Origin of the sequence: Streptomyces sp. NPDC086519 (assembly GCF_040686075.1) — a bacterium.
GTDB classification, from domain to species: domain Bacteria; phylum Actinomycetota; class Actinomycetes; order Streptomycetales; family Streptomycetaceae; genus Streptomyces; species Streptomyces shenzhenensis.
Map to the genome: position 1 here is coordinate 20,029 of NZ_JBFBJL010000056.1, position 15,080 is coordinate 35,108.

The 15,080-nt window shown below is 72.7% G+C and carries 10 protein-coding genes; 7 read left to right on the top strand and 3 right to left on the bottom strand.

Annotation, left to right across the window (positions count from 1 at the left end):
- The first annotated feature begins 152 nt into the window (after positions 1–152).
- Entirely contained in the window at positions 153–3,695 is a 3,543-nt protein-coding gene (mfd, locus tag AB0P24_RS36725; protein WP_365801752.1) for a transcription-repair coupling factor, read from the top strand.
- 413 nt (positions 3,696–4,108) lie between these two features.
- Complete coding sequence (locus AB0P24_RS36730; RefSeq protein WP_365801754.1) at positions 4,109–4,825, top strand: HNH endonuclease family protein; 717 nt, start codon at positions 4,109–4,111, stop codon at positions 4,823–4,825.
- 24 nt (positions 4,826–4,849) lie between these two features.
- Here AB0P24_RS36730 and AB0P24_RS36735 read toward each other — a convergent pair whose 3' ends face one another.
- From AB0P24_RS36735 to AB0P24_RS36745, 3 genes are read right to left on the bottom strand one after another with little or no spacing between them, the layout of a single operon-like run.
- Positions 4,850–5,974 (bottom strand): hypothetical protein, encoded by a 1,125-nt coding sequence (locus AB0P24_RS36735; protein ID WP_365801756.1) that lies wholly within the window; start codon positions 5,972–5,974, stop codon positions 4,850–4,852.
- Positions 5,971–7,902 carry a M48 family metalloprotease gene (locus AB0P24_RS36740; protein ID WP_365801758.1) on the bottom strand — a complete coding sequence of 644 codons (1,932 nt, stop codon included), beginning with the start codon at positions 7,900–7,902 and terminating at the stop codon, positions 5,971–5,973. The genes AB0P24_RS36735 and AB0P24_RS36740 overlap by 4 nt, the downstream gene beginning before the upstream one ends.
- 50 nt (positions 7,903–7,952) lie before the next feature.
- A complete protein-coding gene (locus tag AB0P24_RS36745; protein WP_365801760.1) occupies positions 7,953–8,666 on the bottom strand; it encodes a hypothetical protein in 714 nt (237 codons plus the stop codon).
- Positions 8,667–8,831: 165 nt separating this feature from the next.
- Between AB0P24_RS36745 and AB0P24_RS36750 the strand changes: the two genes are divergently transcribed.
- From AB0P24_RS36750 to AB0P24_RS36770, 5 genes are all read left to right on the top strand, one after another.
- A complete protein-coding gene (locus AB0P24_RS36750) occupies positions 8,832–10,952 on the top strand; it encodes an N-6 DNA methylase (RefSeq protein ID WP_365801762.1) in 2,121 nt (706 codons plus the stop codon).
- Positions 10,953–11,208: 256 nt separating this feature from the next.
- Complete coding sequence (locus AB0P24_RS36755) at positions 11,209–11,841, top strand: hypothetical protein (protein ID WP_365801764.1); 633 nt, start codon at positions 11,209–11,211, stop codon at positions 11,839–11,841.
- A gap of 38 nt (positions 11,842–11,879) precedes the next feature.
- Positions 11,880–13,367: a protein kinase gene (locus AB0P24_RS36760; RefSeq protein ID WP_365801809.1), complete on the top strand. Its 1,488-nt coding sequence runs from the start codon at positions 11,880–11,882 to the stop codon at positions 13,365–13,367.
- A gap of 76 nt (positions 13,368–13,443) precedes the next feature.
- Positions 13,444–14,268: a glycoside hydrolase domain-containing protein gene (locus AB0P24_RS36765; RefSeq protein WP_365801766.1), complete on the top strand. Its 825-nt coding sequence runs from the start codon at positions 13,444–13,446 to the stop codon at positions 14,266–14,268.
- Positions 14,269–14,427: 159 nt separating this feature from the next.
- Positions 14,428–15,075, top strand: a complete 648-nt coding sequence (locus AB0P24_RS36770; protein WP_365801768.1) for a SurA N-terminal domain-containing protein — start codon at positions 14,428–14,430, stop codon at positions 15,073–15,075.
- The last annotated feature ends 5 nt before the right edge of the window (positions 15,076–15,080 follow it).

Genomic DNA, 15,080 nt, shown 5'->3' on the forward strand with positions numbered 1-15,080 from the left:
ACGGCCACCGCGACGCACGGCGCCGCACAGGGCGACGGAGGTTATCCACAGCCCCGGCACCCGCGCCCGCGTAGTCGTACGCTGGAGACCCCCCGGTCGCAGCCCGCGCCGGGCACTTCGCGTTGCCCACCCCCGGACGAAAGCCGCCCTGAATGAGCCTGCACGGTCTGCTAGACGCCGTCGTCAAGGACCCCGCCCTCGCGGAAGCGATCAAGGCGGCCGCGGACGGCAACCGCATGCACGTCGACCTGGTCGGCCCCCCGGCGGCCCGACCCTTCGCGGTCGCCGCGCTGGCCCGCGAGACCGGCCGCCCCGTCCTCGCCGTCACTGCGACCGGCCGCGAGGCCGAGGACCTCGCCTCGGCCCTGCGCACCCTGCTGCCCTCCGAGGGCGTCGCCGAATACCCCTCCTGGGAGACGCTCCCGCACGAGCGCCTCAGCCCCCGCAGCGACACCGTCGGCCGCCGCCTCGCGGTCCTGCGCCGCCTCGCCCACCCCAGCACCGACGACCCCGAGACCGGCCCGGTCTCCGTCGTCGTCGCACCCGTGCGCTCCGTACTCCAGCCGCAGGTCAAGGGCCTCGGCGACCTGGAGCCGGTGGCGCTGCGCACCGGGCAGAACGCCGACCTGAACGAGGTCGTGGAGGCCCTCGCCGCGGCCGCCTACGCGCGCGTGGAGCTCGTCGAGAAACGCGGCGAGTTCGCCGTACGCGGCGGCATCCTGGACGTCTTCCCGCCGACCGAGGAACACCCGCTGCGCGTCGAGTTCTGGGGCGACGACGTCGAGGAGATCCGCTACTTCAAGGTCGCCGACCAGCGCTCCCTGGAGGTCGCCGAGCACGGCCTGTGGGCGCCGCCCTGCCGCGAACTGCTGCTGACCGACGACGTCCGCGCACGCGCGCGTGCCCTCGCCGAGGAGCACCCGGAGCTCGGCGAGCTGCTGAACAAGATCGCCGAGGGCATCGCGGTCGAGGGCATGGAGTCCCTCGCCCCGGTCCTGGTCGACGACATGGAGCTGCTGCTCGACGTGCTGCCCAAGGACGCCATGGCCGTCGTGTGCGACCCGGAGCGGGTACGCACGCGTGCCGCCGATCTCGTCGCGACCTCGCAGGAGTTCCTCCAGGCGTCCTGGGCGGCCACCGCGGGCGGCGGCGAGGCACCCATCGACGTCGGCGCGGCCTCCCTGTGGTCGATCGCGGACGTCCGCGACCGCGCGCGCGAGCTGGACATGATGTGGTGGTCGGTGTCGCCGTTCACCGCCGACGAGGAACTCGCGGCCGACACCCTCAAGCTGGGCATGCACGCCACGGAGACCTACCGCGGCGACACCGCGAAGGCACTCGCCGACACCAAGGGCTGGCTGGCCGAGGGCTGGCGCACCGTGTTCGTCACCGAGGGCCACGGCCCGGCCTCCCGCACGGCCGAGGTGCTCGGCGGCGAGGGCATCGCCGCCCGCCTGGACGTCGACCTGGGCGAGCTGAGCCCCTCGGTCGTGCACGTGTCGTGCGGCTCGATCGACTACGGCTTCGTCGACCCGGCGCTCAGGCTCGCCGTCCTCACCGAGACCGACCTGTCCGGCCAGAAGGCGGCCGGCAAGGACGGCGCCCGGATGCCGGCCCGCCGCCGCAAGACCATCGACCCGCTCACCCTGGAGTCGGGCGACTACATCGTCCACGAGCAGCACGGCGTCGGCCGCTACATCGAGATGGTGCAGCGCACCGTCCAGGGCGCCACCCGCGAGTACCTGGTCGTGGAGTACGCCCCCGCCAAACGCGGCCAGCCCGGCGACCGGCTGTACATCCCGACCGACCAGCTGGAGCAGATCACCAAGTACGTCGGCGGCGAGGCCCCCACCCTGCACCGCCTCGGCGGCGCGGACTGGACGAAGACCAAGGCACGCGCCAAGAAGGCCGTCAAGGAGATCGCGGCCGACCTGATCAAGCTCTACAGCGCGCGCATGGCCGCCCCCGGGCACGCGTTCGGCACGGACACGCCCTGGCAGCGCGAGCTGGAGGACGCGTTCCCGTACGCGGAGACCCCCGACCAGCTGACCACCATCGCCGAGGTCAAGGACGACATGGAGAAGTCGGTCCCCATGGACCGCCTGATCTGCGGCGACGTCGGATACGGCAAGACGGAGATCGCCGTCCGCGCGGCCTTCAAGGCGGTCCAGGACGGCAAGCAGGTGGCCGTCCTGGTCCCCACCACCCTGCTGGTGCAGCAGCACTTCGGCACGTTCTCCGAGCGGTACTCGCAGTTCCCGGTGAGCGTGAAGGCGCTCTCCCGGTTCCAGACCGACACCGAGGCGAAGGCGACCCTGGAGGGCCTGAAGGAGGGCGCGGTCGACGTCGTCATCGGCACCCACCGGCTGTTCTCCTCGGAAACCAAGTTCAAGGACCTCGGCCTGGTCATCGTCGACGAGGAGCAGCGCTTCGGCGTCGAGCACAAGGAGCAGCTGAAGAAGCTGCGCGCCAACGTCGACGTGCTGACCATGTCCGCCACCCCGATCCCGCGCACCCTGGAGATGGCGGTCACCGGCATCCGCGAGATGTCCACGATCACCACTCCGCCGGAGGAGCGGCACCCGGTGCTCACCTTCGTCGGGCCGTACGAGGAGAAGCAGATCGGCGCCGCCATCCGCCGCGAACTGCTGCGCGAGGGCCAGGTCTTCTACATCCACAACCGGGTGGAGTCCATCGACCGCGCGGCGGCCAGACTCCGTGAGATCGTCCCCGAGGCACGCATCGCGACGGCCCACGGCCAGATGTCGGAGTCGGCCCTCGAACAGGTCGTCGTCGACTTCTGGGAGAAGAAGTTCGACGTCCTCGTCTCGACCACGATCGTCGAGTCCGGCATCGACATCTCCAACGCCAACACGCTGATCGTGGAACGCGGCGACACCTTCGGCCTGTCCCAGCTGCACCAGCTGCGCGGCCGGGTCGGCCGCGGCCGCGAGCGCGGGTACGCCTACTTCCTGTACCCGCCGGAGAAGCCGCTCACCGAGACCGCGCACGAGCGACTGGCGACCATCGCCCAGCACACCGAGATGGGCGCCGGCATGTACGTGGCGATGAAGGACCTGGAGATCCGCGGCGCCGGCAACCTGCTCGGCGGCGAGCAGTCCGGGCACATCGCGGGCGTCGGCTTCGACCTGTACGTCCGCATGGTCGGCGAGGCCGTGGCGGACTACCGGCGGCAGCTGGAGGCAGGGGAGCCCTCGGCGGGATGGGAGGAGCCGCCGCTCGAAGTCAAGATCGAACTGCCCGTCGACGCGCACGTCCCGCACGACTACGCGCCCGGCGAGCGGCTGCGCCTGCAGGCGTACCGTTCCATCGCCTCCGCCAACTCGGAGGACGACATCAGGGCGGTCCGCGAGGAACTCACCGACCGCTACGGCAAGTTGCCCGAGCCGGTGGAGAACCTGCTGCTGGTCGCCGGGCTGCGGATGCTCGCCCGCGCCTGCGGAGTCGGCGAGATCGTCCTCCAGGGCACCAACATCCGCTTCGCACCGGTGGAGTTGCGCGAGTCGCAGGAGCTGCGGGTCAAGCGCCTGTACCCCGGAACCGTCATCAAGCCGGCCGTCCACCAGCTGCTGGTACCCCGCCCGAAAACCGCCAAGGTGGGCGGCAAGCCGCTGGTCGGCCGGGAACTGCTCGGCTGGGTCGGGGAGTTCCTCGCCTCGATCCTGGGGTCGTGAAGTACCCGCCCTGGCCCCCGCGGCCTCGTGGCGGACGCCCCTCTGCTGCTGACGGCTCCTGACGGCTCCTGACGGCTGCTCGGCTCCTGAGGCTGCTGACGGCCCCTGACGGCCGCTGACCGAGACGGGGAACAGCGGCCGTCAGCCGCTGCCCGGCCACGGGACCGGACGGCGTTCGCCGGCGGGCAGGGCGTGAACCGTGTCGTCCGGGGCATCCGGACTCGGTGAGGCGTGAGCGGGCGCGGCGGCATGCCGATCGGGCTTCAGCCCGGCGTCAACCGGACGGCGGCAAGGGTGAGTTGCGCGTCGTGCCCGCATTGTGCGCCGTCTGGCGTGAACGTCCGGCAGTTACCGTGAGACCAGCGGAGATCCGCCTGCGCGGAGGCGGATCGGGGCAAGGAGGAGGGGCGTACGTGGCGCGTCTGAGGGGCGGGGCGGTCATGGCTGTCGTCGTGATCTTCGCCGTGGCCGGCTGCAAGGACCTTCAGGACAAGGGGGCGTCGGGAGCCCCGGGCACGGGTGGCGGGGGAGCGGCCCTGACCGCCGCCGACTCGCTCACCGTCAAGGGCCGGGCGCCGAAGACCGGTTACTCCCGGGCCAAGTTCGGCTCCGCGTGGGCGGACACCGACTCCAACTCCTGCGACACCCGGGACGATATACTCAAGCGTGACCTGAAGGACGTGAGGTACACCGACGGTGACTGCAAGGTCTCCTACGGCGTGCTGGAGCCGGACCCCTACTCCGGCAAGGTGGTCACCTACCGGCGCGGCCGCAGCCTGGTCGACATCGACCACCTCGTCGCCCTCTCGGACGCCTGGCAGAAGGGCGCCAAGTACTGGGACGCCGGCAAGCGCATAGCCCTGGCCAACGACCCGCTCAACCTCCTCGCCGTCGACGCCGGCGCCAACCGCGGCAAGGGCGACGGCGACACCGCCACCTGGCTGCCGCCCGACAAGTCCTACCGCTGCACCTACGTCGCCGCGCAGGTCGCCGTGAAGAAGAAGTACGGCCTGTGGGTCACCGCCGCCGAGAAGGCCGTGATGAAGAAGGTCCTCACCACCTGTCCCGGGCAGAAACTCCCCTCGGGCGGCAACCCGACCAACGCGCCGTCCCGCTTCAAGGCGCGCTGAACCCGCCCGACCGCGCCGCGTGCGTCACCGCCCCATGGCGTGGCCACGCGGTGGAGGCGCCGGGCAGCCCGCCTTCTCCCAGGCCACGAAGGTGTTGGTGCGGGCGAAGACGAACGCCTTGACCGGGTTGGCGGAGTACGTCCACGGCGCGCTGCCGATGTACCCGCCGACCGCCCGGAACTGCTCGACGGCCTCCGCGTACCGCTTGGTCTGGAACAGGGTGTCCGCCAGCAGGTGCCGCACCGTCGGCAGCCGGTGGTGCCCGGCCGGCACCCGGTCCACCGCGTCCAGGGTGGCGTCCACGGCCGCCTGCACGAACGGCTGGTTGTACACGGGCGCCTTCGGCTCCCTGAACGCGTGCTCCATCAGTGCTTCCAGGCGCAGTACGGGCAGCAGGCTGCCCTGTGGCGCCGAGACCGCGGCCTGCTCGGCGAACGCGTACATCAGGTCGTGCGAACCCCGCCACTTGGCGCACCAGTACTGCAGGGCACTCATGTGCGCTCCGAAGTGGTGCGGGTCGCGTGCGGTGATCTCGGCCCACAGGGCCCGGAAGTCGTCGTGCGACCAGCCGAGTCCCAGCGCGATGGAGATCTGCGCGATCCACGGACAGGGGTCCTCGGGCGCCATCCAGGCGGCCTCCTGGCAGGCGGGCAGCGACTCGGCCAGCAGCCGGTGGAACCCCTCGAACTGCTCCGCCGTGGTGTGCTTCGCCTGCTTCGCGCCGCGCACGTTGTGCGCGAGCACGACCAGCGCGTCGGCGTGCACCAGGGCGGCGGCCGGGTCGCCGGGGTACTCGGTCCGCCACGCCTTGAGCCAGGCGTCGTCCTCGGCGGCCGCGTGGGTGAGGATGCCGAGCCGGTACCACCGCAGGTCCCAGTCCCGGCCCGCCCCGGCCAGGTAGGCGGCGGCCCGCCGCCAGTCACCGGCGAGGGCGGCCGCCGCGACCGCGTCCGCCTCGGGATCGGGGCCCGCGAAACGCTTGTCGAGCTGAGCGGCGGGCACCAGCCCGTACTGGGCGGGGTCGATGTTGACCGGCGCCTTGGCCTTCGCCTCCGCCCTGAGCGCACGCGCCTTGCGGGCGTTGCGCGGGACGGTGACGGCCGCGTAGGCGAGGGCGCCGGCACCGGCTATGTCGATCAGGACGTTCATACCTGGTCTTTCGGGTAGAGGCCGTCGGAGGAGACGGCTGACGAGGCGGCTGACGATTCGGGTGAAAAGGTTGCCGAAGGGGTCGTCGGACGGACTGTCGGACGGACTGTCGGAGGGGCTGTCGGCGCGGGGCCGCCGCCGGACAGCAGTGCCCGCAGAGGGGCCGTACCGGGCGGCTCGGCGACCGCGTGGTCCAGGGCCCGCTCCAGCGCCTCGGCGAACCGCTCGGGTGCCACCACCCGCACCGCGGGCCCGGACCAGCACAGCTCCCACCGGCACAGCCCGGTGTCCAGCGCGGTGAGCAGGGCGAGCGGGCGCAGGGCCGAACGGAAGGCCGTCCTGGCGAACTCGCGTGCCGCGCGCCCGCTTCTCTGGCCGGCCTGCTCCGACCTGGGCAGCCGGTCCGCGATGTCGTACAGCAGGCCGTGGTCGACCAGTTCCAGGAGGCGGCCGAGGTATGTCACTTCGTACAGGGTGACGCCTCGCGCGCCGGCCACCTGGGTCATGGCCTCCAGCAGCGGCTCCACTTCCCGCGCCCAGCTCTCGCGCCGGGCCCGCGCGGGCAGTTCGGCCCAGGGCACCCGCCGCCAGGACAGCGTCTCCGGGGCCAGTACGGCTCGTTCCAGTCCGGCGAGGAGGCGGTCCGGCTCCCTGAGCAGCGCGAGGGCGGGGCGCCGGGGGCGCGTGGGGGTGCGTCCGTCGCCGGGGAGCCCGGGAAGTCCGGGAAGTCCGGGAAGTTCGTTGAGTCCGGGGAGCTCGGGGAGCGCCTCCAGGGCCGCGACGCGGTCGGCCGTGGGTGGGTGGCTGTCGTACGGAGAGCTCTCCTCGGGGATCGCCTCGGGGAGCGGTTCGCGGGCCCACGCCTCCAGTTCGGCGCGGCGTGCGGGGTCCGCGAGCAGGTGGGCGAGCCCGCCGTGGAACTGCCCTTCCGGGGGCAGCAGGCCGGCCTCGCGGCCCAGCAGGGCGTACTCGCGCAGATAGAAGTCGTCGGCGGCTTCGAGCGCGGGGATGCGGCGCAGCGCGGCGACCGTGGTGTCCCGTCCGGCGACCCTGGCGGCCACCAGGTCGGCCGCGTACTCCTGCCGGCGGCTGACGGCCTCGGTCAGGCGCAGACACAGCCGTGCGTACGCCGAGAAGACGAGGGCCAGGTAGTGGTCCGGGCCCCGCGTCGGCTCCCGCTTCAGCGGTGGCGGCTTGCCGGCCGCGCGGCGCCGTGCGGCCCGCGCGGCGGCCCGCGCCTTCTCCTCGGCCTCCTCACGCGCGGCCCGCTGCCGCAGGGTGTGCGCGGTGTGCAGCAGCCTGCCGTGCAGCGCCCAGAGCAGGCCGCCCAGCCGGGTGTCGTCGTGCGCGTAGTGGCCCAGTTCGTGCCCGAGCACGGCGTGCAGTTCGTCCTCCGGCAGGCCGATCAGCAGCGCCGCGCCGAGGTGGAGCCGCCGCTCGCCCGCGATCAGCCCGAGCCACCGGGCGTCCTCCCGCACCATGGCGTTGGCCCCCGGGATCACCCGGATCTCCGTGGGCGGCCGAGTGCCCACCCGCTCGGCGAGGACCCGCACGCACCGCCACAGCTCCGGCTGCTCACGCGGCGTCAGTGACACGCCGGGCACCTCGTCCTGCCCGCCCCCGGTGCCGCGGGTGAGCAGGACGACCCGCACCACGCACCAGGCGATCGCCAGCGAGCCGAGGTAGCCCTCGACGGCCATGACCGTGAAGCCCGGGCCCCGGGCCAGGAAGACGTCCAGGACCGCGAGCGCGACGAGGACGAGCAGGGCCAGCACGTAGAACCCGAGGAGCAGGCCGAGAACGAGCGCGGCACGCAGCGGCGCTCCGGGCACGCCCCGCTCTCGTACGCCCCGTTCTCGTACGCCCCGCTCTCGTACGGCGGTTTCCCCGGCGGCCGTCCGGTCGGCGGCGCGGGACGTCAGGCGCATCGGCATCCTTCAGGGGAACGGGACGGAACGGTGGTGGGGGGCTTCCGCAGCTACTTCTTCAGCGCCGACAGGACCGTCGCCGTCACCTTCTTCGCGGACGCGGCGCCGTTGTCGCTGCCCGCCGTGGACAGCACGGTGACCACGGAGCTGCCGGAACGCGCCGCGATCAGCGTGGTGCCGTTCTCCCAGTAGCCGCTTGTCAGCGTCATCGTGTAGGCCTCGTCGCCGAGCCCGGCCGTGGCTGTTCCGGTGAGCTTCACCTTGGCGTGGGCGTCGGTGTCCGTGTACGTGGCGCACTCGGCGGCCACGTCGCGCAGCGCCTTCATCACGGCGGCCGCCGTGGTGCCCTGGAAGGCGTCTATCTCCTGGTCCACTTCCTCGGTCTTGTTCGCGTAGCCGTTCTGTGCGAACGACACCCCGCCCTTGTAGCCGGACACCTGGATCCAGGACGTGGTCTCCAGCCGGGTGCAGTCCGGCTTCCCCGTCTTCCTGCCGGTCGGTGAGAGGAACTGGCCGCCGCTGTCCGCGGCACCGTCCGACTCAAGGGTGAGCCCGGCCGGGAAGGCCGAGGCGGGCGCCAGCGCCTTCTTCAACTGGGTGCCCGTGAGCAGGCCGGAGTCGGGGTCCTTCGTCTTGGCCGGTTTGGCGCTCGCGCCGGTACCGGAGTCAGTGGTGGATCCGGTGGATCCGGTGGAGCAGGCGGTCAGGGCCAGCGGGAGGGCGGCGACGGCTATCAGCATCACGGCACGGGACGGGAGACGCATCAGGGGTCCTTCGGTGGTGGGCGAAGCGATGAGTCAATAAGACCAGAGGCTGTGAACCGAGTCAACACGAGTAGCGTAGGGTCTGGCATACACGTCCGTGAAGCGACAGATCTTGTGTACACCGGTATCCTCGGTGCACACATGGGACGACGGGAGCGAGGCCGCGTGCAGGACAACGCCACAGAGGTGACCGCGGCCGGCATCGCCCGGCTGGCCGGGGTGGGCCGTGCCGCCGTCAGCAACTGGCGCCGTCGGCACGCCGACTTCCCCAAGCCGGTCGGCGGTACCGAGACCAGTCCGTCGTTCGCGCTCGCCGAGGTCGAGTCCTGGCTGCGCAAGCAGGGCAAACTCGCCGAGGTCCCGCTGCGCGAGCGGGTCTGGCAGCACCTCGCCGGGCACCCCGACGGCGCGCTGACAGCCCTGGTACACGCCGGCTGCGCGCTCCTGCTGATCCACGAGCGCCCCACTGACTGGCTCCACGTGAGCGCCGGCTCGGACGAGCGCCTGGCCGCGATGCTGCCCGGCGCGCTGGAAGAGGTGCTGACCGCGCGCCTCGGCGGGGCGGCGGAGCGCGCAGTTCACAACGGCCGCCCCGCGACCGCCGCCGAGGCTGTGAACAGGTCTGGCGGCGCGGAGGGTGTGAACACTCCCACCGGCGCGGAGGCTGTGAACACCCCCACCGGCCCCCAGCTCCTCCCCTCCGTCCCGCTCCTGCGCGGCGTCGCCGAACTGGCCGCCGAGGCCGGGGCCCGGCAGGCCTTCGAGTTCCTGCTGGGCAGGCACCTGGACGCCAACCCCCGCCAGTACACGCTCACCCCGTCCGAACTCGCCGGTCTCATGGCCGACCTGGCAGGCCCCGCCCGCACCGTGCTGGACCCGGCCTGCGGAACCGGCGCCCTGCTGCGGGCCGTCGACGTCCGCCCCGGCCAGGAGCTCTACGCCCAGGACAGCGCCCCCGATCTCGCCGCGCTCACCGCACTGCGGCTCGCGCTGCACTCCCGGGCCCGGGTGCACGGCGCCGCCGGCGACACCCTGCGCGCCGACGCCTACCCGGAGCTGCGCGCCGACGCGGTGCTGTGCCACCCGCCGTTCAACGAGCGCAACTGGGGTCACGACGAGCTGGCGTACGACGCACGCTGGGAGTACGGCTTTCCCGCGCGCACCGAGTCGGAACTGGCCTGGGTGCAGCACGCCCTGGCCCGGCTCGCCGACGGCGGTACCGCGGTCCTGCTGATGCCGCCGGCCGTCGCGTCCCGCCGTTCCGGGCGCCGGATCCGGGCCGACCTGCTGCGCCGGGGCGCGCTCAGGGCACTCGTCGCGCTGCCGGCCGGGGCGGCGCCGCCGCACAGCGTCCCGCTGCACCTGTGGGTGCTGCGCCGGCCCGACCGGACGCCGGCCACGCCCGAGGTGCTCCTGGTGGACACCGGGAGGTTCGCCGGGGAAGGGCGGGGCGGTCCGGACTGGACGGCGGTACGGGACGCCGTCCTGGACGCCTGGCGGGCCGCAGAGCGCGAGGAGGGGCCGGTGGAACGGCCGGGGCTGGCCCGATCGGTGCCGGTCATCGAACTCCTCGACGACGACGTGGACCTCGCCCCCGCCCGCCATCTGCCCCCGGCCGCCGCGGCCGACGGCGCGGAACAGCTCACGGCGGTCCGTGAACGGCTCGGCGAGACCCTGCGCCTGACCGTCGACCTCACTCCGCCGCCGGCCGACCAGGCGCCGCCCGTGCGCTGGCCGCTCACCACCGTCGGTGAACTCGCGCGCGGGGGCGCGCTGATGCTGCGCACCGGAGGGAACGGCGGCCACGCGCGCGTGCCCGTGCTCACCGACCACGACGTCCTCGCCGCGGCGCCGCCCTCGGGCTCTCTTCCGGAGAGTGAGGAGGAGGCCGTGCTGACCGAGCCGGGCGATGTCGTCGTACCGGTCCTCGGCGGGGGCTCGGTGGCGCGGGTGATCGACGCCGCGACGGCGGGCGCCGCCCTGGGGCGCAACCTCGTGCTGCTGCGCCCCGATCGCACGGCCCTCGACCCGTGGTTCCTCGCCGGCTTCCTGCGCGGTACCGCCAACAACCGGCAGGCCAGCAGCTATGCCTCCACGGCGACCCGGCTGGACGTGCGTCGGCTTCAGCTGCCCCGGCTGCCGCTGGAGGAACAACGGCGCTACGGCGCGCGCTTCCACGCGCTCGACGAGTTCGAGCGGGCGCTGCGCCACGCGAGCCGGCTCGGGGAGCACCTCGTGCGCGGGATGTACGACGGCCTCACCGACGGGACCGTCGCGCCCGACTGATCCCTGACCGGCTGATCCCTGACCGGCCGATCCCTGACCGGCCGATCCCTGACCGGCCGATCCCTGACCGGTCGATCCCTGACCGGTGTGTGCCGGCAGTCGGTCCGACAACGGTTCGGTACAACCCGAACCGGTTGTCCGTGCCGGGCCATATGCTCGAACCGACCATCGCACGACCGGTGCCGTCCGCGGGCGGACCGCGCCGGGCACGTACGTCCGTTTCGGGTACGCCCTTTCCAGGCACATAGGAGCGATCATGCAAGGCCAGGGCCATGCGCAGCCGGTGCGGCGGCCGCCGCACTCCGCCGTACTGGTCTTGTTGCGCGTGGTGTTCGTGGCGACAGGCGTGTTCAGCGCCGGCTTCCTGACGTGGGTGATGATGCTGCGGCTGGCCGCCGTGACCCGCAGGTCGGTGGACTGGGGCCTGCTGGTGGCGGTGGCGGCGTCCGACGTCCTCAGCATCGTGCTGCTGGGCAGCGAACCCGGCGACGACGTGCACACCGCCGGCGGCTACCTGGGCATCACCCTGCTGTTCGGCACGCTCCTGGCCACCGTCATCTACTACCTCGTGGCCGACGTACGCCACTTCCAGCGGCAGCGCGAGGCGTACGCGGCGCAGACGTACGGCTACCCGCCCCCCGCCGCGCCGTACATCACGGGGACGACTCCCCTGGGCGCGCAGCCCCCGCACACCCCGCCCCCGCACACCGTTCCCCCGATGCCCGGGCCGCCGCTCTCGCAGGCTCCGATACCCGCGCCGCCGCAGCGCCCGGCGCCCGCCCGGATCGAGCAGGTGCGCGCCGAACTCGACGAGCTCAGTGACTATCTGCGCAAGCACGACGGGCACCGCGAGGGCGACTACGAGGGCGACTACGAGGGCGGAAGGTGACCGTGGCGACAGGGCGTGTCGTCGCCGGCCGCTACGAGCTGTCCACGCTCATCGGGCAGGGCGGCATGGGCCAGGTGTGGACGGCGTACGACCAGCGGCTCGACCGGCGCGTGGCGGTCAAGCTGCTGCGCCCCGACAAGGTGGCGGGCGCGGAGGCGGAGGAACTGCGCAGGCGGTTCCTGCGGGAGTGCCGGGTGACCGCGCAGGTCGACCACCCCGGGCTGGTCACCGTGCACGACGCGGGCAGCGAGGGCGAGGAGCTCTTCCTCGTCATGCAGTACGTGGACGGTGCCGACCTCTCCGACCACCTGGCGGAGCACGACCCGTACCCGTGGCAGTGGGCGGTGGCGGTGGCCGCGCAGCTGTGCGCCGTGCTGAGCGCCGTGCACGCCGTGCCGATCGTCCACCGCGACCTCAAGCCGCGCAACGTGATGGTGAAGCAGGACGGCACGGTCACCGTCCTCGACCTGGGCGTGGCCTCCGTCATGGACACGGACACCACCCGCCTCACCCACACCGGCTCCCCGATCGGCTCGCCCGCCTACATGGCGCCCGAGCAGGCGATGGGCGGCGCGGTCGGCCCGTACACCGACCTGTACGCGCTCGGCGTACTGCTGCACGAACTGCTCAGCGGGGAGGTCCCGTTCGCGGGCTCCACTGCGCTGGGCGTGCTGCACCGGCACCTGTACGAGCCGCCGCTGCCCGTGCGCCGGATCCGCCCCGAGGTCCCGGAGCCGCTGGAGAGCCTCGTGCTGCGCCTGCTCGCCAAGGACCCGCAGCACCGCCCGGCGTCCGCGCAGGAGGTCTACGAGAACCTGTCGTCGCTTCTGCCCGCGCGCGGGACGCCCTCCGGGGCGCCCCTGGACCCCACCCGCCCCTTCCTGCGCCCGCACGCCCCCTGGCCGGACCGGGCGCGGACCCCCGCGCCCCAGCCGGCCGCCCCCGTGGCCGCGGTACCCGACAAACCAGATGTCGCCGCGGCCGTCGACGAGGTCAAGCGGCTGCTCGGGGAGGGCCGCATCACCCAGGCCGTCGACATCCTGGGCGCGATCCTGCCCGTCGCCGCCGACCGGCACGGCGAGCGTTCCACGGTCGTACGGACCCTGCGCAAGCAGTACGCGGCCACGCTGATGGACGACGGGCAGTACCGCCGCGCGCTGCCCGAACTGCGCCGGCTCGCCGACGAACGCGCCGCCGAGGCGGGCCAGGCCGACCCCCAGGCGCTGCGCTTCCGTTATGAGACCGCCCAGTGCCTGGAACAGCTCGGCGAACCGGCGGCAGCGCTCGCGGAGTACCGTGCGCTGCTGCCGTACTACGAGAACCAGTACGTGGCCGGCGATCCGCAGCTCGCGCACGACGTGCGCCGCCGGATCGGACATCTGCTGCTCGCCCTCGGCGACCGGCCCGCCGCGCACGACACGCTGGCACGGCTGCTGATGGACGTGGAGCGGCTGCACGGGCCCGGGCACCCGATGGCCGCCGAGGTCCGGCGCACGTTGCAGTGGCTGGGGCAGATGCGCGGCTAGTTCCCGCGCCGTGCATACTGCACCTACTTTTCGTACAAGTTGCCGCACAGCAATGACACAGGGGTGGGGTTCGGGGATGTCCAGCCATCGGCAGTCGAAGAAGCGCAGATACGTCACCTGGGGCGTCGCGGGCGCCGCCGTGGTCGCCGGGGCCGGGATCGCCGCGCAGACCTCCATGGCGGCCACCGCCTGGCCCGCCCAGAAGACGTTCACCGGCCGCGCCTTCGACACCTGCGCCGCGCCCTCCCTCGCCGCGATGAAGGCCTGGAACACCGGCTTCTACGGCGCCGCCGCCGTCTACATCGGCGGCAGGAACCGCGGCTGCGCCCAGCCCAACCTCACCGCCTCCTGGGTCAAGTCGGTCTCAGCGGTGGGCTGGAAGCTCGTCCCGCTGTACGTCGGCTCCCAGCCGCCCTGTGGATCCGGCGGCTCCGTGAAGATCAGCGCCGCCACCGCCGCCTCCGTGGGCAAGACCGAGGCGGACGACGCCGTGTCCAAGGCCGCCGCGCTCGGGATGAAGGCCGGCAGCCCGATCTACCTCGACATGGAGGCGTACGACACGACGAACACGTCGTGCAACAACGCCGTGCTGACGTATGTCCGCGCCTTCGACAAGGAACTGCGCGCGAAGACGTACCGCGCGGGCCTCTACGGCTTCACCAGTTCCAGCGCCAAGGCGATCGCGAACGCCACGGACAAGACGGACCTGCCGGGCAACCTCTGGTACGCGCTGTGGGACAAGCAGAACACCACGACCGCGGACTGGCCGTTCGGCTCGACCCAGTTCACCGGGCACAGCCGGGCCCACCAGTACCTGGTGAACAGCAAGGAGACGCGCGGCGGTTACACGATCACCGTGGACCGCGACGCCTGGGACGCCCCGGTGGCGATCACGGGCTGAGCGCGATCCGTGCCGCAAACCCTTCCGGAGGGTGGTGCGGCGGTGCCGGATACGCGTGTGAATCGTTGGTCGAATGGGTTGGCCAGAGCTTGCCCACTGCCTACCATCGATCACCGCAAGACTTTGTGCACCGTCGCACAATCTCCTCGGGAGGCATCCTTGCACCGCCGCCGTCGCACCGCGCTCGTCCTCTCCGCCGCGATCGCCGCCGCGGCTCCCTTCCTGACCGCCTGCGGAAGCGACGCGCACCCGGGCGCGGCGGCCGTCGTGGGCGGCCAGCGGATCACCGTCTCGCAGCTGGAGAACCGCGTGAACGAGGTGCGCCGGGCCCAGCGCGCCGCGGTGCCGGACGAGACGCAGTACCAGCAGGTCCTCGCCTCCACCAGCAGCCTCACCCGGGACACCCTGTACAACATGGTCCTCGACCGGGTGCTGCACCGGGCCGCCCAGGACGCGGGCGTCGGCGTCACCCGCAAGGAGGTCGAGGAGATGCGCTCCGGCCTCGAACAGCAGGCCGGCGGCTCCGCGGCGCTACAGACCGCCTGGCTACAGAAGTACGGCATCGCCCCCGAGCGCCTGGACGACAACCTCCGCTTCCAGGTGGAGGCCAAGAAGCTCGCCCAGGCGCTCGGCACCGACACCTCGCAGCCGGCCTTCTGGAAGGCCCTGGCCACCGCCTCCAACGAACTCCACGTCGACCTCAACCCGCGCTACGGCGCCTGGGACGTCCAGAAGAGCAGCCGGGTGGACGCCAAGACGCCGTGGGTACGGGAGGTCACCTCGGGCGGGACGCAGGTGTCGGCGTAGGACGG

Coding starts and splice junctions, on each gene's coding strand:
- AB0P24_RS36740 (WP_365801758.1), bottom strand. CDS start 7,902: ATGCGCCTGACGTCCCGCGCCGCCGACCGGACGGCCGCCGGGGAAACC.
- AB0P24_RS36755 (WP_365801764.1), top strand. CDS start 11,209: ATGCAAGGCCAGGGCCATGCGCAGCCGGTGCGGCGGCCGCCGCACTCC.
- mfd (WP_365801752.1), top strand. CDS start 153: ATGAGCCTGCACGGTCTGCTAGACGCCGTCGTCAAGGACCCCGCCCTC.
- AB0P24_RS36745 (WP_365801760.1), bottom strand. CDS start 8,666: ATGCGTCTCCCGTCCCGTGCCGTGATGCTGATAGCCGTCGCCGCCCTC.
- AB0P24_RS36765 (WP_365801766.1), top strand. CDS start 13,444: ATGTCCAGCCATCGGCAGTCGAAGAAGCGCAGATACGTCACCTGGGGC.
- AB0P24_RS36735 (WP_365801756.1), bottom strand. CDS start 5,974: ATGAACGTCCTGATCGACATAGCCGGTGCCGGCGCCCTCGCCTACGCG.